21 protein-coding genes are annotated in these 23,886 nt (G+C 72.0%); 9 read left to right on the top strand and 12 right to left on the bottom strand.

Features of this window, described 5'->3' with window-relative positions; genetic code table 11:
• Positions 1–89: 89 nt before the first annotated feature.
• Positions 90–1,376 carry a M18 family aminopeptidase gene (locus IE252_RS27365; protein ID WP_190092109.1) on the top strand — a complete coding sequence of 429 codons (1,287 nt, stop codon included), beginning with the start codon at positions 90–92 and terminating at the stop codon, positions 1,374–1,376.
• A gap of 352 nt (positions 1,377–1,728) precedes the next feature.
• Here IE252_RS27365 and IE252_RS27360 read toward each other — a convergent pair whose 3' ends face one another.
• Positions 1,729–3,537 carry an NHL domain-containing thioredoxin family protein gene (locus IE252_RS27360; protein WP_190092108.1) on the bottom strand — a complete coding sequence of 603 codons (1,809 nt, stop codon included), beginning with the start codon at positions 3,535–3,537 and terminating at the stop codon, positions 1,729–1,731.
• A 40-nt stretch (positions 3,538–3,577) separates the two neighbouring features.
• Here IE252_RS27360 and IE252_RS27355 point away from each other — a divergent pair, with 40 nt between their 5' ends.
• Positions 3,578–4,084, top strand: coding sequence for an LURP-one-related/scramblase family protein (locus IE252_RS27355; protein ID WP_190092107.1), 507 nt, complete (start codon positions 3,578–3,580; stop codon positions 4,082–4,084).
• A 53-nt stretch (positions 4,085–4,137) separates the two neighbouring features.
• Here IE252_RS27355 and IE252_RS27350 read toward each other — a convergent pair whose 3' ends face one another.
• Entirely contained in the window at positions 4,138–4,935 is a 798-nt protein-coding gene (locus IE252_RS27350) for a carbon-nitrogen family hydrolase (RefSeq protein WP_190092106.1), read from the bottom strand.
• Between the two features lie 140 nt (positions 4,936–5,075).
• On the opposite strand from IE252_RS27350, the gene IE252_RS27345 reads away from it, so the two are divergent.
• Positions 5,076–5,900 carry a maleylpyruvate isomerase family mycothiol-dependent enzyme gene (locus tag IE252_RS27345; protein ID WP_190092105.1) on the top strand — a complete coding sequence of 275 codons (825 nt, stop codon included), beginning with the start codon at positions 5,076–5,078 and terminating at the stop codon, positions 5,898–5,900.
• A gap of 13 nt (positions 5,901–5,913) precedes the next feature.
• Here the strand turns inward: IE252_RS27345 and IE252_RS27340 are convergent, their stop codons facing one another.
• The 5 genes from IE252_RS27340 to pdhA form a co-directional block, all read right to left on the bottom strand.
• Positions 5,914–7,221, bottom strand: coding sequence for an MFS transporter (locus IE252_RS27340; RefSeq protein WP_190092104.1), 1,308 nt, complete (start codon positions 7,219–7,221; stop codon positions 5,914–5,916).
• The gene (locus IE252_RS27335) at positions 7,218–7,901 is read right to left on the bottom strand and encodes a GntR family transcriptional regulator (RefSeq protein ID WP_190092103.1); all 684 of its coding nucleotides are present in this window, start codon (positions 7,899–7,901) and stop codon (positions 7,218–7,220) included. The genes IE252_RS27340 and IE252_RS27335 overlap by 4 nt, the downstream gene beginning before the upstream one ends.
• A 126-nt stretch (positions 7,902–8,027) precedes the next feature.
• Positions 8,028–9,425 carry a dihydrolipoamide acetyltransferase family protein gene (locus IE252_RS27330; protein WP_190092102.1) on the bottom strand — a complete coding sequence of 466 codons (1,398 nt, stop codon included), beginning with the start codon at positions 9,423–9,425 and terminating at the stop codon, positions 8,028–8,030.
• 14 nt (positions 9,426–9,439) lie between these two features.
• Positions 9,440–10,420, bottom strand: coding sequence for an alpha-ketoacid dehydrogenase subunit beta (locus IE252_RS27325; protein ID WP_190092101.1), 981 nt, complete (start codon positions 10,418–10,420; stop codon positions 9,440–9,442).
• Positions 10,421–10,422: 2 nt separating this feature from the next.
• Entirely contained in the window at positions 10,423–11,598 is a 1,176-nt protein-coding gene (gene pdhA / locus IE252_RS27320; RefSeq protein ID WP_190092100.1) for a pyruvate dehydrogenase (acetyl-transferring) E1 component subunit alpha, read from the bottom strand.
• 344 nt (positions 11,599–11,942) lie between these two features.
• Here pdhA and IE252_RS27315 point away from each other — a divergent pair, with 344 nt between their 5' ends.
• The 3 genes from IE252_RS27315 (at position 11,943) to IE252_RS27305 (ending at position 14,292) form a co-directional block, all read left to right on the top strand.
• Positions 11,943–12,602 carry a response regulator gene (locus tag IE252_RS27315; RefSeq protein WP_308434562.1) on the top strand — a complete coding sequence of 220 codons (660 nt, stop codon included), beginning with the start codon at positions 11,943–11,945 and terminating at the stop codon, positions 12,600–12,602.
• 256 nt (positions 12,603–12,858) lie between these two features.
• Positions 12,859–13,275 (top strand): pyridoxamine 5'-phosphate oxidase family protein, encoded by a 417-nt coding sequence (locus IE252_RS27310; RefSeq protein WP_190092098.1) that lies wholly within the window; start codon positions 12,859–12,861, stop codon positions 13,273–13,275.
• Between the two features lie 15 nt (positions 13,276–13,290).
• Positions 13,291–14,292, top strand: coding sequence for a phosphotransferase (locus IE252_RS27305; RefSeq protein WP_190092097.1), 1,002 nt, complete (start codon positions 13,291–13,293; stop codon positions 14,290–14,292).
• Between the two features lie 19 nt (positions 14,293–14,311).
• Here the strand turns inward: IE252_RS27305 and IE252_RS27300 are convergent, their stop codons facing one another.
• The gene (locus IE252_RS27300) at positions 14,312–16,060 is read right to left on the bottom strand and encodes a protein kinase domain-containing protein (RefSeq protein WP_190092096.1); all 1,749 of its coding nucleotides are present in this window, start codon (positions 16,058–16,060) and stop codon (positions 14,312–14,314) included.
• Positions 16,061–16,358: 298 nt separating this feature from the next.
• Between IE252_RS27300 and IE252_RS27295 the strand changes: the two genes are divergently transcribed.
• The 3 genes from IE252_RS27295 (at position 16,359) to IE252_RS27285 (ending at position 19,111) form a co-directional block, all read left to right on the top strand.
• The gene (locus tag IE252_RS27295; protein WP_190092095.1) at positions 16,359–17,978 is read left to right on the top strand and encodes a protein kinase domain-containing protein; all 1,620 of its coding nucleotides are present in this window, start codon (positions 16,359–16,361) and stop codon (positions 17,976–17,978) included.
• A gap of 73 nt (positions 17,979–18,051) precedes the next feature.
• Positions 18,052–18,486, top strand: coding sequence for a hypothetical protein (locus IE252_RS27290; RefSeq protein ID WP_190092094.1), 435 nt, complete (start codon positions 18,052–18,054; stop codon positions 18,484–18,486).
• Between the two features lie 97 nt (positions 18,487–18,583).
• Entirely contained in the window at positions 18,584–19,111 is a 528-nt protein-coding gene (locus IE252_RS27285) for a bacterial proteasome activator family protein (RefSeq protein ID WP_067164116.1), read from the top strand.
• Between the two features lie 278 nt (positions 19,112–19,389).
• On the opposite strand, the gene IE252_RS27280 is transcribed toward IE252_RS27285, so the two are convergent.
• The 4 genes from IE252_RS27280 to IE252_RS43425 form a co-directional block, all read right to left on the bottom strand.
• Positions 19,390–20,367: an NAD(P)H-quinone oxidoreductase gene (locus IE252_RS27280; RefSeq protein ID WP_190092093.1), complete on the bottom strand. Its 978-nt coding sequence runs from the start codon at positions 20,365–20,367 to the stop codon at positions 19,390–19,392.
• A gap of 10 nt (positions 20,368–20,377) precedes the next feature.
• Entirely contained in the window at positions 20,378–21,457 is a 1,080-nt protein-coding gene (locus IE252_RS27275) for a potassium channel family protein (protein ID WP_190092092.1), read from the bottom strand.
• 167 nt (positions 21,458–21,624) lie between these two features.
• Positions 21,625–22,956: a molybdopterin molybdotransferase MoeA gene (locus tag IE252_RS27270; RefSeq protein WP_506417293.1), complete on the bottom strand. Its 1,332-nt coding sequence runs from the start codon at positions 22,954–22,956 to the stop codon at positions 21,625–21,627.
• Positions 22,953–23,804 carry a DUF6457 domain-containing protein gene (locus tag IE252_RS43425; RefSeq protein ID WP_229848813.1) on the bottom strand — a complete coding sequence of 284 codons (852 nt, stop codon included), beginning with the start codon at positions 23,802–23,804 and terminating at the stop codon, positions 22,953–22,955. Before IE252_RS43425 ends, IE252_RS27270 begins: the two co-directional genes overlap by 4 nt.
• Positions 23,805–23,886 lie beyond the last annotated feature (82 nt).

Genomic DNA, 23,886 nt, shown 5'->3' with positions numbered 1-23,886 from the left:
GGCCTCCTTCCAGGCCGCAGGACGTAGGGCCCGCTTCCCTCTGGGGAAGCGGGCCCTTGTCTGTCGGTGCCCCTGGTTAAGGTGAACGCATGAGCACACCCTCCCGCTTCGACCGCGGACACACCGACGACCTGATGTCCTTCCTCGCGGCGAGCCCGTCGCCGTACCACGCGGTGGCGAACGCGGCCGCGCGGCTGGAGAAGGCCGGCTTCCAGCAGGTGCGGGAGACGGACGCGTGGGACGCCTCCACGGGCGGGAAGTACGTGCTGCGGGGCGGCGCGATCATCGCGTGGTACGTGCCGGAGGGCGCGGCGGCGCACACCCCGTTCCGGATCGTGGGCGCGCACACCGACTCGCCCAACCTGCGGGTCAAGCCCCTGCCGGACACGGGGGCCTACGGCTGGCGCCAGATCGCCGTGGAGGTCTACGGCGGGACGCTCCTGAACACCTGGCTGGACCGCGACCTGGGCCTGGCGGGCCGCCTGACGCTGCGCGACGGCTCGCACGTCCTGGTCAACGTGGACCGCGCACTGCTGCGCGTCCCCCAGCTGGCGATCCACCTCGACCGCTCGGCCAACGACGGCCTCAAGCTGGACCGCCAGAAGCACCTCCAGCCGATCTGGGGCCTCGGGGACGTCGCGGAGGGCGACCTCATCCGCTTCCTGGAGCAGGAGGCGGGGCTCGCCGAGGGCGAGGTCACCGGGTGGGACCTGATGGTGCACTCGATCGAGCCGCCGTCGTACCTGGGCCGGGACAAGGAGCTGCTCGCGGGCCCCCGGATGGACAACCTGATCTCGGTCCACGCGGGCGCGGCGGCGCTGGCGGCGTCGGCGTCCTCGGAGTTGTCGTACATCCCGGTCCTCGCCGCCTTCGACCACGAGGAGAACGGCTCGCAGGCGGACACGGGGGCGGACGGGCCGCTGCTCGGCACGGTCCTGGAGCGGTCGGTGTTCGCGCGGGGCGGTACGTACGAGGACAAGGCGCGCGCCTTCGCGGGCACGGTGTGCCTGTCCTCGGACACCGGCCACGCCATCCACCCCAACTACGCGGAGCGCCACGACCCGACGCACCACCCGCGCGCCAACGGCGGCCCGATCCTGAAGGTGAACGTCAACCAGCGGTACGCGACGGACGGTTCGGGGCGGGCGGTGTTCGCCGCCGCGTGCGAGCGGGCGGGGGTGCCGTGGCAGCACTTCGTGTCCAACAACGCGATGCCGTGCGGGACGACGATCGGCCCCATCACGGCGGCGCGCCACGGCATCCAGACGGTGGACATCGGGGTGGCGATCCTGTCGATGCACAGTGCGCGAGAGCTGTGCGGGGCGGACGACCCGTACTTGCTGGCGAACGCGCTGCTGTCGTTCTTGCAGGGGTAGCCCCCACCCCGCCCCTTCCCCAAAGCCCTGGGCGGGCGGCCGGGTGCTTCGGCTGCGGACCGTGGATGGCTGGTCGCGCAGTTCCCCGCGCCCCTAGATGCGCCCCTTCGGGGCGCTCCAGGGGATTGCCGCGCAGCGGCATTTAAGGGGCGCGGGGAACTGCGCGAGCAACCCAGCACGGTCCGCAGACGAACGCGCTTGCCCACCCGCCCCTGGCGGGGTCCGGGGCGCAGCCCCGAAAGCGGGGTGCAGGGGGCGCAGCCCCCGCCCGGGGTCCGGGGGCCCAGCCCCCGGGAACACACCTCCGCCCCCTCCCACCCCCGGAGGGTTTAGGGAAGGGGCGGGGTGGGGGCTAACCGTCCAGGCCCGCCAGGACCAGGGGCAGGCGGGTCGCCCCCTCCGGCGTCAGGCGGACCGGGACCCCCCAGTCCTGCTGGTGCACGTGGCACGCCGGGTACTCGTTCGCCGGGTCGTCGTCGCAGGACGCGGCCATCGCCGAGACGTGGAGGACGCCCTCCGCCACCTCGGGGTTCAAGGTGAGCTCGCGGGACAGGTCCGTCCCCGTACCCTCCCCGGACACCAGCAGCTCCACCGGCGTCGAGGACACGATCAGCCGCGTCGACGGCCCGTAGCGGGTGTCCAGCTTCTGCCCGGACGGGGCCTGGAAGACCACGTCGAGGCGGAGCGCGCCGGGGGCGACCTCCGTCGCCGCCCGCTGCGTACGGTGCGCCACCGCGTCCACCCGTACCGCCGACTCCGGCAGCCGCAGCCGCGTCAGCCGGTGCCGGGCCGACTCGACCACCACGATGTCGTCCCCGACGAGCACCGCGTCGCTCGGCTCGCGCAGGTCCGTGGCGAGCGTGGTGACCTCCCCGGACGCCGGGTCGTAGCGGCGCAGCGCGTGGTTGTACGTGTCGGACACCGCCACCGAGCCGTCCGGCAGGGCCGTCACGCCCAGCGGGTGCTGGAGCAGCGCCTGCCCCGCCTCCCCGTCCCGGTGACCGAAGTCGAAGAGGCCGGTCCCGACCGCCGTGCCCACCACGTAATCCGAACCGTCGCGCGCGACGTACCGCAGCGCCGAGTTCTCCGAGTCGGCCACCCACAGCCGGTCCCCGTCGGCCGCGAGGCCCGACGGCTGCGCGAACCACGCCTCGGCGGCCGGGCCGTCGACCAGGCCCTCCTGCGTCGTCCCGGCCGCGACCTCGACCGTGCCCGCCTCCGGGTCGTACGTCCACAGCTGGTGCACCCCGGCCATGGCGATCCACACCTTGCCCTGCCACCAGGCGACGTCCCAGGGAGAGGACAGGTCCACCTCAAGGGCGGGGCCGGAGGTGGGCGAGCCCTGCCACCACTGCTTGCCGGTGCCCGCGACCCGCTCCACGGCCCCCGTCTCCGGGTCGAAGACCCGCAGCGCGTGGTTGACCGTGTCCGCGACGATCACCCGGCCGTCCGGGAGCAGCGCCAGTCCCTGCGGCTCCTTGAACCCGCCGGACCCGCCGGACCCGCCGGACCCGCCGTCGCCGATCCGCCGCACCACCGTCTCGCCGTCCGGCTCCAGCTCCACCAGCTGGTGCCGCGTCGAGTCGGAGACCAGGAAGGTGCCCGAGCCCGGCAGGACGAGCGCCTTGCCGGGGAAGCGCAGGTCGGTCGCCTCCGGCTCCGGCGGCACGTACGGTCCGTCGCCGCGCCGCAGCGTCCCCTTCGCCTCGTGCTCGGCCTCCAGCTCCTCCACCAGCTTCGCGATGGCGTGGGCGTGCCCCTCGCCCGCGTGCTGGGCGACGATGTACCCCTCGGGGTCGATCACGACGAGCGTGGGCCAGGCCCGTACCGCGTACTGCTTCCAGGTCGCCAGCTCCGGGTCGTCCAGGACCGGGTGGTGCACCTGGTAGCGCTCCACGGCGTCGACGACGGCCTGGTGCTCGGCCTCGTGCACGAACTTCGGCGAGTGCACCCCGATGATCACCACGGTGTCGCGGTGCTTCTCCTCCAGCTCCCGCAGCTCGTCCAGGACGTGCAGACAGTTGATGCAGCAGAACGTCCAGAAATCGAGGATGACGATCCTCCCCCGCAGGTCGGCGAGGGTGTACTGCTGATCACCGGTGTTCAGCCAGCCGCCCTTGCCGATCAGCTCGGGGGCCCGAACGCGTGCACGTGTAGCCATACCCCCATCCAACCGCAAAAGCAGGGGTACGCATTCCGCCATGAAATATCTGGTGCGCGACAAGATCTTCGCGATCGGCGACGACTACTGGATCGAGACCGAGGACGGCCGCCACGCCTTCCTCGTAGACGGCAAGGCGCTGCGGCTGCGGGACACCCTGGAGCTGAAGGACCCGACCGGACGGGTCCTGATCACTTTGCGCAAGAAGATGTTCAGCATCAGGGACGCGATGACCATCGAGCGGGACGAGCGGCCGCTGGCCACCATCCGCCGCAAACGGCTCTCGCTGCTGCGCAACCACTACCGCGTCGCCCTGGTCGAGGGCACCGAGCTCGACGTCTCCGGCAAGATCCTCGACCGCGAGTTCACCGTCGAGTACGACGGGGAGCTGCTCGCGCACGTCTCGCGCCGCTGGTTCCGCGTCCGCGAGACGTACGCGGTGAACATCGTCCGCGAGGACGCGGACGCGGCGCTGCTGATCGCGGTGGTGGTGTGCGTGATCCGGATGGACGAGCGGGACCGCGACCACGACGGGGAGGACGACTGACCCAAAGGCCCCCGCCTTACCTCCCCGAGCTCAGGTCCCGCCCCCGGCGAGCCTCACGCCCCCGGCGTCCGCAGCCCCAGCCGCCGGTCCTTCAGCGCCGGGAACTGCTCCCGGACCGCCGCCACCTTCTCCTCGTCCAGCTCGACCGTGAGGACCTCCTCGTCCTCGCCCGCCTCCGCCAGGACCTCTCCCCACGGGTCGACCACGATGCTGTGGCCCGCCTGCGGGACGCCCGCGTGGCTGCCGCCGGTGCCGCAGGCCAGGACGTACGCCTGGTTCTCGACCGCGCGGGCCTTCGCGAGCAGCGTCCAGTGCGCCAGGCGCCTGGCGGGCCAGCCCGCCGGGATCACCAGGGTCTGGGCGCCCGCGTCGACCAGGCCCCGGAACAGCTCGGGGAAGCGCAGGTCGTAACAGGTCGCCAGGCCCAGCGTGGTCCCCGGCAGCGCCACCGTGACCAGGTCGGCGCCCGCGCTCATCAGCACCGCCTCGCCCTGGTCGAAGCCGAAGCGGTGGATCTTCCGGTAGGTGGCGGCCAGTTCGCCCTCGGGCGTGAAGACCAGGGAGGTGTTGTAGAGCCCGCCGTCCGCGCCGCACTCCGGGATCGAGCCCGCGTGCAGCCAGACGCCCGCGTCCCGCGCGGCCTTTGACATGGCCTCATGCGTCGGTCCGTCAGCCGCCCGCTCCGCCTCGGCCGCGAAGCTCTCGTAGGCGAAGGCGCCCACGGTCCACAGCTCCGGCAGCACCACGAGGTCGGCGCCCGACTGCTCGCGTACCAGCGAAGCCGCCCGCTGTCTGCGGGAATCCACCGATTCCTGGGGATCTACACCGAATTGGATGAGGGAGGCGCGCACACTACCACCGTCCTGGCATTCGAGTTGTCAACACGGGCCTACGATCGTCACACGAAAGCACTGCCGGGGTGCCTTTCGGCAGCGTAACTTAACTGCCACAGCGCCCAGCCCGCGTACGTACAGAACCGCCGAGGGGTCCCGTGACCGTCCATCCCAGCCTCCAGACCTACGCCGACGCCTGGACCCACTCCATCGAGGCGATAACCGAGCTGGTGATGCCGCTCGTCGAGGGGGAGTGGAACCGCGCCACACCGTGCCCGGCCTGGTCGGTGCGCGACATCGTGTCGCACATCATCGGGATGGAGTGCGAACAGCTCGGCGACCCGCGCCCGATCCACACGCTGCCGCGCGATCTCTACCACGTACAAAGTGAGTTCGCGCGCTATATGGAGATGCAGGTCGATGTGCGCCGGCACCACACCGCGCCGGAGATGACCTCGGAGCTGGAGTACACGGTCATCCGCCGGGCGCGGCAGCTGCGCAACGAGAGCCGGGCGCCCGACACCATGGTCCGCGCCCCGCTCGGCGCCGAGCAGACCCTGGAACTGGCGCTGCGGATGCGGGCGTTCGACGTGTGGGTGCACGAGCAGGACCTGCGGTGGGCGCTGGGCAAGCCGGGCAACCTCGACTCGCCGGGCGCGTACGTGGCCCGCGACATCCTGCTGCACACCCTGCCGAGAGTCGTCGCCAAGGACGCGGGCGCCCCGCCGAACTCGGCGGTCGTCTTCGACATCCACGGCCCGGTCGAGTTCCTGCGTACGGTACGGGTCGACGCCGACGGGCACGGCACCGTCGACGGCGCCCCCTCGCTCGGCCCACTCGCCACGATCGCCATGGACTGGGAGACGTTCGTCCGTCTGTCCTGCGGCCGGGTGCGCCCGCACGCCGTCGCGGACCGGGTGAAGACCGAGGGCGACCAGGAGCTGGCGGCGGCGATCCTGCGGGACTTCGCGGTCACGCCGTAAACCGGTACCGCTGTCACGCCGGTACGTGCACCGCCTCCACCCGGCTCGCCACCAGGCGTTCGCGCTCGCGGTGCGCCGCGCGACCGCGCAGCCGCAGGATCTGGGTGATGCCCAGCGCCTGGAGGACGAACACCGAGGCGAACGCGATCCGGTAGTTGTCGCCGGTCGCGTCGAGCAGCACGCCCACCGCGAGCAGCGTCGTCATCGAGGCCGTGAAACCACCCATGTTGACGATTCCGGAGGCCGTACCCTGACGCTGGGGCGGGTTGGCCGGGCGGGCGAAGTCGAAGCCGATCATCGAGGCCGGGCCGCAGGCGCCCAGCACCACGCACAGGACGATCAGCAGCCACATCGGGGTGTGCGGCGCCGGGTAGGCGACGACGGCGGCCCACAGCGCGGCGGTCGCCCCGACCGTGCCGAGGGCGAGCGGCGCGCGGGCCGCGTGGTGGCGGGCGATGACCTGCCCGTACACCAACCCCACCACCATGTTGGAGAGCACGACCAGGGTCAGCAGCTCGCCGGCCGTCCCCCGCGAGTGCCCCTGCGCCTCGACCAGGTACGGCATCCCCCACAGCAGCAGGAACACCATGGCCGGGAACTGCGTGGTGAAGTGCACCCACATTCCCATCCGGGTCCCCGGCTCGCGCCAGGACTCGGCGATCTGGCGGCGTACGTAGGCCGCTCCGGCGTGGGTGACGGGCGCGGGCTCGTGGCCCTCGGGGTGGTCGCGCAGGAACAGGAGCAGCAGGACCAGGACGACCACTCCGGCGAGCGCGCTGCCCGCGAACGTCCGCGTCCAGCCGATGCCGTGCAGCGAGCGGGAGATGACGACGGTGGAGACGAGGTTGCCCGCCATCCCGAAGAGCGCCGCGACCTGGGCTATCAGCGGGCCGCGCCGGGCGGGGAACCAGCGCGAGCCGAGCCGCAGGACGCTGATGAACGTCATCGCGTCGCCGCAGCCGAGCAGCGCGCGCGAGGCGAGGGCGGTGCCGTACGAGGGCGAGAGGGCGAAGCCGAGCTGCCCGGCCGTGAAGAGCACGACGCCCAGGGTGAGGACCTTCTTGGTGCCGAGGCGGTCGACCATGAGGCCGACGGGTATCTGCATGCCCGCGTAGACGAGCAGTTGGAGTATGGAGAAGGTGGACAGCGCCGAGGCGTTGACGTCGAAGCGGTCGGCGGCGTCCAGCCCGGCGACGCCGAGGCTGGTGCGGAAGATGACGGCGACGAAGTAGACGCCGACGCCGATGCCCCAGACGAGGGCGGCGCGGCGCCCTCCCGGAGGATCACCGGGCAGGGAGGCCCCGGATGTGCTGGAACTCATCGTTCCTCACCCCGGACCAGGACCTTGACCCAGCTCAGGTGCTGACGCACGCAGTGCGCGGCCCGCTCGGCGTCCCCGGCCCTGATGGCCTCCAGCATCTCCTCGTGCTCGGCGATGTTCTTGGCGATCCGGTCGGGCTGGGCGTGCATCACGGCGACGCCCATCCGCAGCTGCCGGTCGCGCATCTGGTCGTAGAGCCGGGAGAGGATCTCGTTCCCGGCGTTGCGGACGATCTCGGCGTGGAAGCAGCGGTCGGTGACGGCGACGGCGGCGAGGTCGCCGGCGGCCGCGTTCGCCTTCTGCTCCTCCAGGAGCTCTTCGAGCCGGGCGATCAGCCGCCCCGGCGCGAGGACCGCCTTGCGGGCGGCGAACTCCTCGACCAGGAGCCGGGTTTCGACCACGTCGGCGGTCTCCTGCGCGGAGACGGCCAGGACGAGGGCGCCCTTCTTGGGGTAGAGCCGGATGAGCCCTTCCACTTCGAGCTTCAGCAGCGCCTCGCGCACGGGCGTGCGCGACACCCCGACGGCCTCGGCCAGCTCGCCCTCGGTGAGGAGCGTCCCGCCCTCGTACCGCCGGTCGAGTACGGCCTGCTTGACGTGCATGTAGACGCGGTCGGCGGCGGGCGGCTGCTTGATCGGGGCCGGGGCTGGTGTGACGGCGGAGGCGGGAGCGGAGGGCATGCGCACAGGATAGATACAACGGGTGTACGTCAGAAAGGGGCGTCCGGATGCCGGAACGCCCCTTGCCCGTTCCGCCGCACGGCAGTGCCCCCGGACGCACCGGCGTCCGGGGGCACTCACACGCGCTTACGCCCAGGTGATCAGCCGCTTGGGCTGCTCCAGGATCGCCGCCACATCGGCCAGCACCTTGGAGCCCAGCTCGCCGTCGACCAGGCGGTGGTCGAAGGAGAGCGCCAGCGTGGTGACCTGGCGGGGCTTCACCTTGCCCTTGTGGACCCACGGCTGGAGCTTGATCGCACCGACCGCGAGGATCGCGGACTCGCCCGGGTTCAGGATCGGGGTGCCCGTGTCCACGCCGAACACGCCCACATTGGTGATGGTGACCGTGCCGCCCTGCATCGCCGCCGGGGACGTCTTGCCCTCGCGGGCCGTCGACACCAGGTCGCCCAGGGACGCGGCCAGTTGCGGCAGCGTCTTGTCGTGGGCGTCCTTGATGTTCGGGACGATCAGACCGCGCGGGGTGGCGGCCGCGATGCCCAGGTTCACATAGTGCTTGAGGACGATCTCCTGCGCCGCCTCGTCCCACGACGCGTTGACGTCGGGGTTGCGCTTGATGGCGACCAGCAGGGCCTTGGCGATGAGCAGGAGCGGGTTGACCCGCAGCCCGGCCATCTCCTTGTCGCCCTTGAGCTCCTCGACCAGCTTCATCGTGCGCGTGACGTCGACCGTCACGAACTCGGTGACGTGCGGCGCGGTGAACGCCGAGCCGATCATCGCCTGCGCGGTCGCCTTCCGTACGCCCTTGATCGGGATACGGGTCTCGCGCGCGTCCGAGGAGACAACGGCCGCGACGGGCGCGGGAGTTGTTTCACGTGAAACGGGGGCCGGTTCGGCCACCGGCGCGGCCGCCGCGTGGACGTCCTCGCGGGTGATGACGCCGTCCGGGCCGGTCGGGACCACGGTCGCCAGGTCGATGCCCAGGTCCTTGGCCAGCTTGCGGACCGGCGGCTTCGCCAGCGGCTTGGCCACCGCCGGGGCGCCGTGGCCGTTCAGCTCGGCCTGCACGGCGGCGGCCGCGGCCTGCTCGGGGACCGAGACCCCCTTGCGCGGGCGGCGCTTGGTGGAGGACTCCGCGACGCCGTAGCCCACGAGGACCGGCTGGCGGCCCTTGGGCTCCTCGGGCTCGGCGGGCGCCTCGGCGACCGGGGCCTGGGCGACCGGGGCCTGCGCGGGGGCGGCGGCCTCGGCGGCCGGCTCACCGGAGCCCGGGGCCACGTCCACCGAGATGATCACCTCGCCGACGTCGACCGTCGTGCCCTCGGGGAAGCGCAGCTCGTGCACCACCCCGTCGAACGGGATCGGCAGCTCGACGGCCGCCTTCGCCGTCTCCACCTCGCAGACGACCTGGCCGTCGGTGACCGTGTCACCGGGCTGGACGTACCACTTGAGGATCTCGGCCTCGGTGAGCCCCTCGCCGACATCCGGCATCTTGAACTCGCGGAAGCGGGCAGAAGTTTCAGTCATGGTCACGGGACTCCTCAGTACGCCAGCGAGCGGTCGACGGCGTCGAGCACCCGGTCCAGACCCGGCAGGTACTCCTCCTCCAGGCGCGCCGGCGGGTACGGGGCGTGGTAGCCGCCGACCCTGAGCACCGGTGCCTCCAGGTGGTAGAAGCTGCGCTCGGTGATCCGCGCGGCGATCTCCGCGCCCGCGCCGTAGAACACCGGCGCCTCGTGGACCACGACCAGACGGCCGGTCTTCTCGACCGACGCCTGGACCGCGTCGAAGTCGATCGGGGACATCGAGCGCAGGTCCAGGACCTCGATCGACTTGCCCTCTTCGGCGGCGGCCGCGGCCGCCTCCACGCAGACCTTCACCATCGGACCGTACGCCACCAGCGTCAGGTCCGAACCGGCCACGACCGTACGGGCCTTGTGCAGCGGACCGGGGATCGCGTCCGTGTCGACGTCGCTCTTGTCCCAGTAACGCCGCTTGGGCTCGAAGTAGATGATGGGGTCGTCGGACTGGATGGCCTGCTGCATCATCCAGTACGCGTCGGAGGAGTTGGAGGGCGAGACCACCTTGAGGCCCGGCACGTGCGCGAAGAGCGCCTCGGGGGACTCGCTGTGGTGCTCGACCGCGCCGATGCCGCCGCCGTAGGGGATGCGGACGACGACCGGGAGCTTGATCTTGCCGAGCGCGCGGGCGTGCATCTTCGCGAGCTGGGTGACGATCTGGTCGTACGCCGGGAAGACGAAGCCGTCGAACTGGATCTCCACGACCGGGCGGTAGCCGCGCAGGGCCAGGCCGATCGCGGTGCCGACGATGCCGGACTCGGCGAGCGGGGTGTCGATGACCCGGCCCTCGCCGAAGTCCTTCTGGAGCCCGTCGGTGACCCGGAAGACGCCGCCGAGCTTGCCGACGTCCTCACCCATGATCAGGACCTTGGGGTCGGTCTCCATCGCCTTGCGCAGCGACTCGTTGATCGCCTTCGCGATGGGAAGCTTCTGTACGGTCATGGCTACTTGCCCTCCCCCGCGGCGAAGCCGCCATCGGACTCAGTCGCGAACGACGCCTGGTAGGCCGCGAACTGGGCCCGCTCCTCGTCGACGAGCGCGTGCCCGTCGGCGTAGATGTTCTCGAAGATGGCCATCCGGTCCGGGTCGGGCATGGCGCGGACCGCCTCGCGGACCCGCTTGCCGAGCGTCTCGGACTCCTCTTCGAGGGAGGCGAAGAACGCCTCGTCGGCGTGCCCCTCGTTCTCCAGGTACGTCTTCAGCCGCAGGATCGGGTCCTTGGCCTCCCACGCCTCGCGCTCCTCGTCGGCCCGGTACTTCGTCGGGTCGTCGGAGGTGGTGTGCGCGCCCATCCGGTACGTGAACGCCTCGACCAGGGTCGGGCCCTCGCCGCGCCGGGCCCGCTCCAGGGCGGACCGGGTCACGGCCAGACAGGCCAGCACGTCGTTGCCGTCGACGCGGACGCCGGGGAAGCCGTAGCCCTGGGCGCGCTGGTAGAGCGGCACCCGGGTCTGGCGCTCGGTCGGCTCCGAGATCGCCCACTGGTTGTTCTGGCAGAAGAACACGACCGGGGCGTTGTAGACGGCGGAGAAGGTGAAGGACTCCGCGACGTCGCCCTGGCTGGAGGCGCCGTCACCGAAGTACGCGATCACGGCCGAGTCCGCGCCGTCCTTGGCCACACCCATGGCGTAACCGGTCGCGTGCAGCGTCTGCGAGCCGATCACGATCGTGTACAGGTGGAAATTGTTGCTGTTGGGGTCCCAGCCGCCGTGGTTGACGCCACGGAACATGCCGAGCAGGTTGGTGGGGTCGACCCCGCGGCACCAGGCCACACCGTGCTCGCGGTAGGTGGGGAACACATAGTCGTCGTCCCGCAGGGCGCGGCCGGAGCCGATCTGGGCGGCCTCCTGGCCGAGCAGCGAGGCCCACAGGCCCAGCTCGCCCTGGCGCTGCAGTGCGGTGGCCTCGGCGTCGAAGCGCCGGGTCAGCACCATGTCGCGGTAGAGCCCGCGCAGCTCTTCGGGGGTCAGGTCAACGTCGTAGTCAGGGTGCTCGACCCGCTGGCCCTCGGGCGTCAGCAGCTGTACGAGCTGGGGGTCGGCGACAGCCTTCCCGGCGCTGCTACCGGTGCGCTTGCTGCTGCGTCGCGGTTTGCGCGCGGCAGTGCTCTCCACGGTCACGTGCGTGCTCCTCCGTCTGTCCGGCCCCCGGGTTCGCCGGTGTGGCCAGTTGCGGCTCCTCGCCTGCTTCCGGTCGCGGTGCACGGGGGTGGGTGCGCCTCACCGGGAACCAGGCGTGACAGGTGCCCCGGCGAGCGCCCTGTCATAGGCACGTTACCCAGTGCTGCGCATTACTGCGAAACCCCATTTGACCTGCGATTTTGCTTGGATTTCCAAGTAAATCGAGAAAGCGGGGAACAACCACTGGTCACAGCACTGATGACAGCCTTGCAGGCCGCCGGAACAACGGCACGTTATCCCGGTCACCTGCGGCACGGGAAGAGCGAATGTGTGAGACTGATTCCGTGCGCGAACCAGGCAAAATCACCGTATTCCTGCTCGACGACCACGAAGTGGTCCGCCGCGGCGTCCACGAAATGCTCTCCGTCGAGGAGGACATCGAGGTGGTCGGCGAGGCCGGCACCGCGGCGGATGCCCTGGTCAGGATCCCTGCGACGCGTCCGGACGTGGCGGTGCTCGACGTCCGGCTGCCGGACGGGAGCGGCGTGGAGGTCTGCCGCGAGATCCGCTCGCAGAACGAGGACATCAAATGTCTGATGCTGACCTCTTTCGCCGACGACGAAGCCCTCTTCGATGCGATCATGGCCGGTGCGTCCGGATATGTCCTCAAGGCGATCCGGGGCAGTGAGCTCCTTTCGGCCGTACGGGACGTGGCGGCGGGCAAGTCCCTGCTCGACCCGGTCGCGACGGCCCGGGTCCTGGAGCGCCTGCGCGACGGCGGCACGGCCAAGGGCGACGACCGCCTGGCCAACCTCACCGAGCAGGAACGCAAGATCCTCGACCTGATCGGCGAGGGCCTCACGAACCGGGTGATCGGCGAGCGCCTGCACCTGGCGGAGAAGACGATCAAGAACTATGTGTCGTCGCTGCTGTCGAAACTGGGAATGGAGCGGCGGTCGCAGGCGGCGGCGTATGTGGCACGGATCCAGGCGGAGCGGCAGTAGCCGCCGGGGCCCGGCCTTCGTCTGCGGACCGTCTGTGGCTGGTCGCGCAGTTCCCCGCGCCCCTAGGCGGTTAGGGGCGCGGGGAACTGCGCGAGCAACCCACCACGGTCCGCAGATGAACACCGGCCCAATAAGGGGCGCGGGGAACTGCGCGACCCGTTGGGGACGGCCCGCAGACGAACACGGGACCTATGGCCCACGCAGTGGGGGGCGCCCGGCACTGTGCGGCGGCGCGGGGCGGCGCGAAAGTGGAGCCATGTCCACCGAGGAGCGCCGAGCCATCGCCCTGCTCCGCAGGGTCCCGTACGGCCGCATAGCCACCAGCATGCGCGCCCTCCCCTTCGTCGCCCCCGCCCGCCACCTCGTGGTCGACGACCGCGTCGTCCTGCGCATCCACGCCGGCCTCGGCTACCACCACGCCTGCCTCGGCAGCGTCGTGGCGTACGGCGCGGACAACCTCGGGGCCGACGGCGAGGACCTGTGGTCGGTCCAGTTCACCGGGACCGCCGAGCCCTTCCACCCCACCCCCGACGAGCTCGAACGCTTCGGCCCGGCCCCCCGGCACGTGGACGGCGAGCCCTTCGAGCCCGTCTATCTGCGGATCGAACCCCAGTTCGTAACCGTCCACTCGTTGGACTATTCCACAGAGCGACACCTGCGCCACGCCGCGTGATCTAACATCTGGCGCGTGCCGCGCTCATATGCAACCCCGCCCGTGAGGGACCTGCTGCGCCGATACGCCTCGCTGGGCGAGCCGCTCACCTGCGAACCCGTCGCCCAGGGCCTCCTCAACCGCGGCTACCGCCTCGCCACCACCCGCGGCGAGTTCTTCCTCAAGCACCACCTCGACGGCGACCGCGAGGCCATCGCCCGCCAGCACGGCGCCACCCGCCGCCTCCAGGCGCTCGGCGTGCCCGTCGCGCCCCCCGTACCGGACCGCGCCGGCGACACCGTCACCGTCCTCGGCGGCCGCTGCTACGCCCTGCACCCGTGGGTGCACGGCCGCCACCGCGACGGCGCCCAGCTCGGCGCCGTCGGCTCGCGGCGGCTCGGCGCGCTGCTCGGCCTCGTCCACATCTGTCTGGAGCAGGTGATGGAGGGCCGCGGGCCCGCCGCCGACCACCTCAGCGCCGACCCCGCCGACACCTTCGCCCTCATCGACGACCTGCTCGCCCGCGCCCGCCGGCGCCGCCCCCGCGACTCCTTCGACGAGCTCGCCGAGCACCGGCTGCGCGAGCGCCGCCTCCTCATCGAGCGGTACGCCCACCGCCGCCCGCCCCCGCAGACCACCGGCGGCTGGGTGCACGGCGACTTCCACCCGCTGAACCTGCTCTACCGCGGCAAGGAGCCCGCCGCGATCGTCGACTGGGACCGGCTGGGCGTCCAGCCCCGCGCGGAGGAGGCGGTACGGGCCGCCGTGATCTTCTTCGTCCGCCCGGCCGGGGAGCTGGACCTCGACAAGGTGCGCGCGTACGCCCGCGCCTACCGGGGAGCCACCGGCGCGGACCCGGCGGAGCTCGCCGCGGCCGTGCACCGCGTGTGGTGGGAGCGGCTCAACGACTTCTGGATCCTGCGCTGGCGCTACCAGCTCCACGACCGAAGGGCCGACCCGCAGTTCCCCGCGGCGTCGGCCCTGGCCGTCTGGTGGACCCGTGAATACGAGGCGGTGTGCGAGGCGTTCGCGGGGTGAGCCGCGAACGCCCGGCGGCTCAGGGCGTCTTGGGCGTGCTGCCGCCGGCGCTCTGACCCGCCGTCGTCCCGGTCGTCGTGCCCTGGTTCGTCCCCGCGTTGGTGCCCGCGGTCGTACCGGTGCTGGTGCCCTGGGTCGTCCCCGTGCTGGTGCCGGTGGTCGTGCCCTGGTCGGTACCGGACGTCGTCCCCTGGTCCGTACCGGACGTCGTGCCCGTCGTCGTGCCCTCGTCCGTCCCGGACGTGGTGCCCTGGTTCGTCCCGGACGTCGTCCCCTGGTCGGTGCCCGAGGTCGTGCCCTGGTTCGTCCCGGACGTGGTGCCCTGGTTGGTGCCCGGCGACGGCGAGCGCTTCTTGCTGTGCTTGGGCGACGGCGTGTACGGCGCCGGGTTGTCGCCGCCGGTCGTCGACCCCTGGCCCTGGCCGCGGGTGGCCTGGTCGTCGGGGCTCGGCGACGTCTTCGACTCGTCGGACGGCGACGGGCTGTCGGAGACCGTCGGCTTCTTCGGCGTCTCCCCGCCGTCCTTCTTGTCCGCCGCCTTGATCGCGAACGCCACGCCCGCCGCGATCGCGATGATCGCGAGCACCACGAACAGGACGACCTTGCCCCGGCCGCCACCGGGGCGGCGGCCGTTGCCGTTGTAGCCGCCGTTGTTGTAGCCGCCCGAGCCGTAACCCCCGTCGTACCCGCCGTCGTCCGGGTTCATCGGCGGCAGGATCGGACCGCGGAACTGCGAGGTCTCCCCGTGCACGGGGTGGCCCATGGCGCTGGTCGGCGCGGTCATGCCCATGGCGGGGGTGTGGGCGCCCTCGTGCATGACCTCGACCGGACCGGTGTTCCAGGTGCCGGTGTGGCCGCCCTGCGCCTGGAGCATCTGCAATCCGTACTGGACCAGACCGCGCATCTCCTCGGCGGACTGGAAACGGTCGTCCGGGTCCTTGGCGAGAGAACGCATGACGAGGCCGTCGAGTTCCGGCGGCGCCACATCGGCCACCTGCGACGGCGGGATCGGGGTGTCCTGGACGTGCTGGTAGACCACCGACAACGGTGTCTCGCCGGTGAAGGGCGGGCGCAGCGCGAGCAGTTCGTACAGCAGGCAGCCCGTCGCGTACAGGTCGGAGCGGTGGTCGACGGCCTTGCCGAGCGCCTGCTCCGGCGAGAGGTACTGGGGCGTGCCCATGACCATGCCGGTCTGCGTCATCGTCGACTGCGCGCCGTGCAGGGCGCGCGCGATGCCGAAGTCCATCACCTTCACGGCGCCCGTGTGCGTGATGATCACGTTGGCGGGCTTGATGTCGCGGTGCACGATGCCGTGCTGGTGCGAGTACGCCAGCGCCTCGAGGACGCCGGAGACGATGATCAGCGCCTGCTCCGGCGGCGGTGCGTCCGCCTGGACCAGCAGGTCGCGGATGGTGCGGCCCTCGACCAGCTCCATCACGATGTACGGGACGGTCTGGCCGCCCACCACGTCCTCGCCCGAGTCGTACACCGCCACCACCGCGTGGTGGTTGAGCCCGGCCACCGACTGCGCCTCGCGCGTGAAGCGGGCCTTGGAGACCGGGTCCTCGGCGAGGTCGGGGCGCAGCAGCTTCACCGCGACGGTACGGCCCAGGCGTACGTCCTCCGCCGCGAAGACCTCCGCCATGCCGCCCCGGCCCAGCCGGTGCGTCAGCCGGTAGCGGCCGTCACCGACCAGTCCGCCGACCCACGACTCGTGGTCCTGCGCATCGGGCATCCCGGCGCCGTTTCCCTCGGGTTCGGGTGCCATCAGTCCTCGCCGTCGTGTCTGGCCGCGTCAGCGGTGGTTCCTTACGGTCTTACGGTTGTGCAGTAGTGCACGCTACAGCGTTCGTACAGGCCGCCGGTTCGGGATGGACCGGCCATCCAATCGGTTCCGCGTGTACCCATGCAAATTCCATGCGATTCCTGTAACGCTTACGAGACGCTTCTTGCGCGTACGGTCACGGAACGGGCACTCGGCTTGACGTGTCGACCCCCTCCGGCAGACTTGGCCTGAAAAATTCGAGGATCATCACTGGCCACCGCGCCAAGGGGGATGCACAGTCATGAGCCAGGACGGCGCACAGGGCCGCTATGCGGGCGGGTCCATCGCGGGCGGGCGCTATCAGCTGCGCGACCTCCTCGGCGAAGGCGGCATGGCCTCGGTCTACCTGGCGTACGACGCCGCACTGGACCGCCAGGTGGCGATCAAGACCCTGCACACCGAACTCGGCCGGGAACAGTCCTTCCGCGAGCGCTTCCGCCGCGAGGCCCAGGCCGTCGCCAAGCTCCAGCACACCAACATCGTGTCGGTCTTCGACACCGGTGAGGACGAGCTGGGCGGCGCGATGATGCCGTACATCGTCATGGAGTACGTGGAGGGCCAGCCGCTCGGCTCGGTGCTGCACACCGACATCCAGCAATACGGCGCGATGCCCGCCGACAAGGCCCTCAAGATGACCGCCGACGTCCTGGCGGCCCTCGAGGTCAGCCACGAGATGGGCCTGGTCCACCGCGACATCAAGCCCGGCAACGTGATGGTGACCAAGCGCGGCGTGGTCAAGGTCATGGACTTCGGCATCGCGCGCGCCATGCAGTCCGGCGTCACCTCGATGACCCAGACCGGCATGGTCGTCGGCACCCCGCAGTACCTCTCGCCCGAGCAGGCGCTGGGCCGGGGCGTCGACGCCCGCTCCGACCTGTACTCGGTCGGCATCATGCTCTTCCAGCTGCTCACCGGCCGGATCCCGTTCGACGCCGACTCGCCGCTCGCCATCGCGTACGCACACGTCCAGGAGGAGCCGGTCGCGCCCTCCACGGTCAACCGGTCCATCCCGCCGGCCGTGGACGCGCTGGTGGCCCGCGCGCTGAAGAAGAACCCGAACGAGCGCTTCCCGAGCGCGGCCGCGATGCGCGACGAGATCGCCCGCATCTCCGCCAGCGGCCAGACCGGCGCGGCCCCGGTGATCACCGGCGGCGGCCCGGTCGCCAGCGGCCAGGGCGTCGGCTCGACGGTCTTCCCGCCGCTGGACGCCTCGGCCCAGCAGGGCTACCAGGGCAGCGTCCAGACGCCGTACCAGGCGAGCCCGTACGGCCCGCCGACGCCGGCCCCGACGCCGCAGCCCTCGTACGGCTACCCGCAGCAGCAGATGCAGCCGCAGGCCCCGATGCCCGCGCAGCACACCCCGCCGCCGTACACGATCTCCCCGAGCGCCCCGACCGGCGGCGGTTCCTCCTCGAACTCCTCGAAGAAGAACACCCCCGTGATCGTCGGCGCGATCGCGGTGGCGGTCCTGGCCGTCGGCGGCCTGGTCACGGCGCTGGTGATGAACGGCGGCGACGACTCGGGCTCGGGCGGCGACAAGAAGGCCTCCGGCGAGAACGTAGCGGGCCACAAGGGCCCGGAGCGCAGCCGCACGCTGGACACCACCAAGTGCACCAGCCCGTCGAAGTCCGCCCTCGACCCGTCGAAGGTCCAGGCGCCCGACTTCACCTACAAGGACATCCTGTCGGTGAAGTCGTGCATCCAGGCGGCGGGCTGGAAGGTCAACACCGAGTCCGTGGACAACGGGCAGTGGGGCCAGGACACGGTGGTGACGCAGTTCCCGGCGGCGGGCGTCGACGTGGACCCGAAGGAAGCCCAGTTCACCCTGACGCTGTCGACGGGCAACCCGCCGCAGCAGTAGGGGGCCGGGTCGGCGGGCACCCGGGTGACGCACCCGGGATGCCCGCTTTGTCGGCTCATGTGACGCTGACTCCATGGCTTCAGGGCTCCGGATCCGGCTCCGGACGCGGCTTCGGACACTCGGCGCGGGCGCCGCGCTGGCGGGCCTGCTACTGGTGACCCCGCCCGCCGCGCCCGCGCACGCCGAGGACCCGCCGCCGCCCGCCGCCCCCTCCGCCCTGGACCAGCGCTTCGCGGGCAACCGGGCGGGGGAGGGCAGGGCCCGGCCGGGCCGCCCGCCGGGGACCCTCCCGTACGTACCGGACGCGTCGGCGCAGCCGATCGCCGACGCGTTCCGCTCGCCGACGCCACCGCCGCCGAGCGCCCAGCCGGCGGTGGCCCGCAAGGTCCAACCGTCCCGCCTGTCCACGACGTCGGACCTACGGGTGCACGTCCTGTCGATGGGCGCGGGCCTGACGCTGACGGGCCTGGGCCTGGGCTTCCTGGCCCTGCGCCTACGCCGCCCATGACACAAATCCATGTCCATCGGTGTCCCGTCCGGGGGTGGATCATCTCTCCCCGGGGGCACAACGTGATGTGAGGCACGTGTGCGAGAGAATGGGCGGCATGGAGATGCCGAGGAACGAACAGTCGCCGGACAGCCCCCACATCCTGGTCGTCGGACAGGACGGCATGGCCATCGGCGGCGGTGACGACGAGTCGCGCGAGGTCCCGGTGACGGAGATGGTCGAACAGCCCGCCAAGGTCATGCGCATCGGCAGCATGATCAAACAGCTTCTGGAAGAAGTACGCGCGGCTCCTCTGGACGAGGCGAGCCGCGTACGCCTGAAGGACATCCACGCCTCCTCGGTCAAGGAGCTGGAGGACGGCCTGGCTCCCGAGCTGGTGGAGGAGCTGGAGCGCCTGTCCCTCCCCTTCACGGACGAGGCGATCCCCTCCGAGGCGGAACTCCGCATCGCCCAGGCCCAGTTGGTGGGCTGGCTGGAAGGCCTCTTCCACGGCATCCAGACGGCCCTGTTCGCCCAACAAATGGCAGCCCGAGCCCAACTGGAACAAATGCGCCGCGCCCTCCCGCCAGGCGCCCCCCACGACGACGAGGACGGGCCGGGGGTTCGATCGGGGCCGTACTTGTAGGAGAGCGGAGGGGCCGGGCCGCAACCGCGGTCCCGGCCCCCCACGATCCCGCTAAGGGGCGCGGGGAACTGCGCGCCCAGCCCCCACCGGCCGGCAGCCACCGAACAAGAGCGGGGCGCAGGGGCGCAGCCCCGCCAGGGGTGCAGGGGGCGGAGCCCCCGCCCAGAGGTCCGGGGACGGAGTCCCCGGGAAACCCCCTTCCCGCACCCACCCCCGCCCCCGGCAGGCCACGCGGCGGAGCCGCAAATTGTCGCAGCGGGAAGGGGCGGGGTGGGGGCTCAAACCACCAGCAAAACCTTCCCCACGTGCCGCCCCGCCTCCAACACCCGATGCCCCTCCGCCGCCGAGGCCATCCCCACCACCCGATCCACAACCGGCCGCACCCGCCCCGCACCAACCAGCGGCCACACATGCTCCCGAACCGCCGCCACGATGGCCGCCTTCTCCACCCCCGGCCGCCCCCGCAGGGTCGTCGCCGTCACAGCCCCCCGCTTGGCCATCAGCGCCCCGAGGTTGAGCTCCCCCTTCACCCCGCCCTGCATCCCGATGACGGCAAGCCGCCCGTTGACCGCCAACGCCCGTACGTTCCGGTCGAGATACTTCGCCCCCATGATGTCGAGGATGACGTCCGCTCCGGCCCCGTCCGTCGCCGCCCGGACCTCCTCCACGAAGTCCTGCTCGCGGTAGTCGATCAGCACGTCCGCCCCCAGCTCCGCGCACCGCGCCAGCTTCTCGGGCCCGCCCGCCGTGACGGCGACCCGCGCCCCCACCGCCTTGCCGAGCTGGGTCGCCATCGTGCCGATCCCACTCGCACCCCCGTGCACCAACAGCGTCTCGCCGGGCCGCAGATGGGCGACCATGAACACGTTGGACCACACCGTCGCGACGGCCTCCGGCAGCGACGCCGCCACCGTCAGCGACACCCCCTCCGGCACCGGCAGCAGCTGCCCCACCGGCACCGCCACCTTCTCCGCGTACCCGCCCCCGCTCAGCAGCGCGCACACCTCGTCGCCCACGGACCACCCGGACACCCCGGGCCCCAGCGCGACGATCCGCCCGGAGCACTCGAGGCCCGGATACGGCGACGCCCCCGGCGGCGGCTCGTAATGCCCCTGCCGCTGCAACACATCCGCACGGTTGACGGCCGCCGCCGCCACCTCGACGAGGACCTCGCCCTCGCCCGCCACCGGATCGGGCACCTCGGCCCAGACCAGCGCTTCGGGACCACCCGGCTCAGGAATCGTGATCGCATGCATGCGGCCGACGCTACTCCGCCGCACCCTCCGAGGCCGCCCCGCCCGCCCGTACGATCGTGATCAGCCGGTCCGTCAGCTGAAGCGGACTGGCCCGTACGTCGTCGTAGGCGAGCAGCCGGTGCCCGCGCAGCACACTGACCGTGAGGTCCTCGGTCTCCCGGACCCCCCGCCCCACCTCGCTCTTCTTCACCGGCCGTTCGACGAGGTCGAGCCCGCTGCCCTGCTGGATCAGATCCTCCATCACCGTGCCCGCGCTGGGGCTGAGCACGGACAGCCCGAGCAGCCGCCCCGCCGCGCTCGCACTCGTGATCACCGCGTCCGCCCCGGACTGCCGCAGCAGCGGCGCGTTCTCCTCCTCCCGCACCGCCGCGACGATCTTCGCCCCCCGGTTGAGCTGGCGTGCCGTCAGCGTGACCAGCACCGCCGTGTCGTCGCGCTGCGTGGCGATCACCACCTGCCGGGCCTTCTGCACCTCGGCCCTGAGCAGCACATCACTGCGCGTCGCGTCCCCGATGACCCCGACGAACCCCTCCGCGTTGGCGGTCTCGATCACCTTCGCACTGGGGTCGACGACCACGACCTGCTCCTTCTTCAGCCCGGTCGCACACAGCGTCTGAATCGCCGAACGGCCCTTCGTCCCGAAGCCGACGACGACGGTGTGGTCTCGCAAGTTCGCCTTCCAGCGGTTGAGCCGCCACTCCTCCCGGGTCCGCTCCGTGAGGACCTCGAGAGTCGTACCGACCAGGATGATCAGAAACAGCACGCGCAGCGGCGTCACCAGCAGGATGTTGCAGAGCCTGGCACTGTCGCTGTACGGAACGATGTCGCCGTAACCCGTCGTGGAGAGCGTGACGGTGGCGTAGTAGGCGGCATCCAGCAGATCCAGGCTGCCGTCGGCGTTGTCGTGGTAGCCGGAACGGTCGATCCACACGATGAACGTGGTCAGCACCAGCACGCCGAGCGCCATCAGCAGCCGCTTGCCGACCTGCCGCAGCGGCCGGTCGACCACCCGGCGCGGCAGCTTCACCCGCCGGGTGACCAGATTCTCGCCCGCCTGCCGGGCAATCGCGTCTTGGCCGGGCAGTTTCACGTGGAACACCGTTCAGTAATGCGTGAGTTGAGGATGAGGGCACGAGGTTTCACGTGAAACACCGCTTGGCAGTACGGGTGTTGAGCCTCCTGTTGAGCTTCTCCGGGTGCCGTTTCACGTGAAACACCATTCGCCTGTACGCGAGTTGGGCATCAGCCGGGTTCGTTTCACGTGAAACACCCTTCCCCCGCTCCGAGTTCCCCCCACGGAAGGTCCAGGACCTCGACCTCCTGACCGGCCCGCGCCCCGCCGGGCGGGACGACCGCCAGCCCGTCCGCCGCCGCGATCCCCCGCAGCATCGCCGGGCCGTTGTAGTGCAGCGGCACGACCCGGTCGCCCCGGTGCACCACGGGCACGAGCCGGGTGTCGTACGGATGCCCGTGCACCTCGTCGCGCAGCGCGGCGGTGTACGGGCCGGTCGCCGCGGCGCCGCCCGCCCGTCCCGCGAGCTCCCGCAGCAGGGGCTCGGCGAGCGTGAGCAGCGCCGAGACGGCAGCGAGCGGGTTGCCCGGCAGCCCCACCAGGTGCTTCCCGGCGGCGATCCGGGCCAGCAGCATCGGGTGCCCGGGGCGGACGGCGACCCCGTCCACCAGCAGCTCGGCCCCCATCGCCCGCAGCACGGGGTGCACATGGTCGACGGGCCCGGCCGCCGTGCCGCCGGTCGTCAGCACCAGGTCGGCCTCCGACCCGGTCACGGCCGCGAACAGCGCCTCGGCGTCGTCCTTGAGCCGCCGTGTGGCGACGACCTCCGCGCCGAGCATGCGCAGCCAGGGCCCCAGCATCGGACCGAGCGCGTCCCGGATCAGCCCCTCGTGCGGCAGCCCCTCGGCCAGCAGCTCGTCGCCGAGAACGAAGATCTCGACACGGGGCCGTGGCACGGTGGACAGCTCGTCGTACCCGGCGGCCGCCGCCAGCCCCAGGACGGCCGGGGTGACCAGCGCGGCGGCGGGCAGCAGTTGGTCGCCGGAGCGGCACTCCTGCCCGCGCGGGCGGATGTCCTGCCCGGTGACGACCTCCCGCTCCGCGTGGAGCAGCGCCTTGGCCTCGTCCGCGTGGGCGTGCTCGCTGCGCAGGACGGCGGTCGCCTCGGCGGGAATGCGCGCCCCGGTGGCGATCCGTACGGCCTCGCCGTCCGCGAGCGGGGCGGGTGCGGCGTGCCCGGCGAGGATGCCGTCGGCCGCGCCCCGGATCCGCCAGGGCCCGGGGCCCGCGACGACCCAGCCGTCCATGGCGGAGGTGTCGAAGGACGGCAGGTCGGTGAGGGCGGCGAGGGGGGCGGCGAGGGTCTCGCCGAGGGCCTGGGCCAGCGGCACTCGATGGCTGCGGCGGGGCGCCGCCTTCCCGGCCGCGACGGCGGTGTCCCTGGCCCGGTGCCAGGGGGCGGCGCGGTGGTGGGGGCGGGGCCCCGGCGCGGGGGCGGGGACGGGAGCACTCACGAGGGCCAGCGCCTCCTCCACCCCGTCGTCGATGGGCGCTGTGAACGGTTCGGCGCCGGTCACGGGTTGAGCTCGTCCTTCTCGGCGGCCCACCGGTTGGCGAGGGCGGCGGCCTTGCGGGCCGCCTCGGCGACGTCGGCGCCCTCCCCGCCCGCCTTGGCGGCCGCGTAGCCGACCAGGAAGGTCGTGAGCGGCGCGGCGGGCCGGGCCACGCCGTGGGCGGCGTCCCTGGCCAGGTCGAGCAGCACGCCGGTGTCGACGTCCAGGTCGATGCCGAGTTCGTCCTTGACTGCGGTGATCCATTCGTCCAGCACGTTCCCATGCTCCCTGATCCGGGCGCGGGCCGCCGCGATGTCCTCCCAGGTGTCGCAGTCGAACGAGGCGAGGGGCTGGGGGGCGGGGAGGTGGGCGAGGTCGAGTTCCCGGGTCAGCAGCCGCAGCGGGAGCCCGCCGAGGCCTCCGTGTTCGGCGGCGAGGAGGGCGAGTTCGCGGCGGAGCGGCTCGGCCCGGTAGACGGCGACGAGCGGCTGCGCCCGCCCGCTCTCGTCGACGCACAGGACGCCTTCGTGCCCGCCCGCGCCGAGCGTGTCGAGGAGGCCCGCGACGGTGGGTTCGCCCAGGAAGGGCAGGTCGGCGGAGAGTGCGAGCACCGAGGGGGCGGTGGTCAGCCTGAGTCCCGCGTCGAGCGCGGCGAGGGGCCCGCCGCCGGCCGGCTCCTCCCGCGTCCACACCACGGGCCGCGCCGTGGTCCGGCGCCCTCCGACCACGACGGTAACCCCGGCCCCGGTGCAGGCGGCGAGCACCCGGTCGAGCAGCGCCCTGCCCCCCACCCGCACCCCGGGCTTGTCCGCCCCGCCGAGCCGCCGCGCGGCCCCTCCGGCGAGCACGATGGCGTCATAGGGGGTCGTCATCCCAGCAGTATGGGGCGCCCGGGGTGCGACGGGCATCGCCCGGGGTGCGGGGGGGGCATCACGCCCGGGACGCCGGGGCATG

Source organism: Streptomyces melanogenes, assembly GCF_014649795.1.
Taxonomy (GTDB): Bacteria; Actinomycetota; Actinomycetes; order Streptomycetales; family Streptomycetaceae; genus Streptomyces; species Streptomyces noboritoensis.
This window is presented reverse-complemented; position numbering and strand designations above follow the sequence as displayed.

Excerpts from the sequence above, each read along its gene's own strand:
- IE252_RS27365 (WP_190092109.1), top strand. The coding sequence starts at position 90 with ATGAGCACACCCTCCCGCTTCGACCGCGGACACACCGACGACCTGATG.
- IE252_RS27360 (WP_190092108.1), bottom strand. The coding sequence starts at position 3,537 with ATGGCTACACGTGCACGCGTTCGGGCCCCCGAGCTGATCGGCAAGGGC.
- IE252_RS27355 (WP_190092107.1), top strand. The coding sequence starts at position 3,578 with ATGAAATATCTGGTGCGCGACAAGATCTTCGCGATCGGCGACGACTAC.
- IE252_RS27340 (WP_190092104.1), bottom strand. The coding sequence starts at position 7,221 with ATGAGTTCCAGCACATCCGGGGCCTCCCTGCCCGGTGATCCTCCGGGA.
- IE252_RS27335 (WP_190092103.1), bottom strand. The coding sequence starts at position 7,901 with ATGCCCTCCGCTCCCGCCTCCGCCGTCACACCAGCCCCGGCCCCGATC.
- IE252_RS27330 (WP_190092102.1), bottom strand. The coding sequence starts at position 9,425 with ATGACTGAAACTTCTGCCCGCTTCCGCGAGTTCAAGATGCCGGATGTC.
- IE252_RS27325 (WP_190092101.1), bottom strand. The coding sequence starts at position 10,420 with ATGACCGTACAGAAGCTTCCCATCGCGAAGGCGATCAACGAGTCGCTG.
- IE252_RS27310 (WP_190092098.1), top strand. The coding sequence starts at position 12,859 with ATGTCCACCGAGGAGCGCCGAGCCATCGCCCTGCTCCGCAGGGTCCCG.
- IE252_RS27300 (WP_190092096.1), bottom strand. The coding sequence starts at position 16,060 with ATGGCACCCGAACCCGAGGGAAACGGCGCCGGGATGCCCGATGCGCAG.
- IE252_RS27295 (WP_190092095.1), top strand. The coding sequence starts at position 16,359 with ATGAGCCAGGACGGCGCACAGGGCCGCTATGCGGGCGGGTCCATCGCG.
- IE252_RS27290 (WP_190092094.1), top strand. The coding sequence starts at position 18,052 with ATGGCTTCAGGGCTCCGGATCCGGCTCCGGACGCGGCTTCGGACACTC.
- IE252_RS27285 (WP_067164116.1), top strand. The coding sequence starts at position 18,584 with ATGGAGATGCCGAGGAACGAACAGTCGCCGGACAGCCCCCACATCCTG.
- IE252_RS27280 (WP_190092093.1), bottom strand. The coding sequence starts at position 20,367 with ATGCATGCGATCACGATTCCTGAGCCGGGTGGTCCCGAAGCGCTGGTC.
- IE252_RS43425 (WP_229848813.1), bottom strand. The coding sequence starts at position 23,804 with ATGACGACCCCCTATGACGCCATCGTGCTCGCCGGAGGGGCCGCGCGG.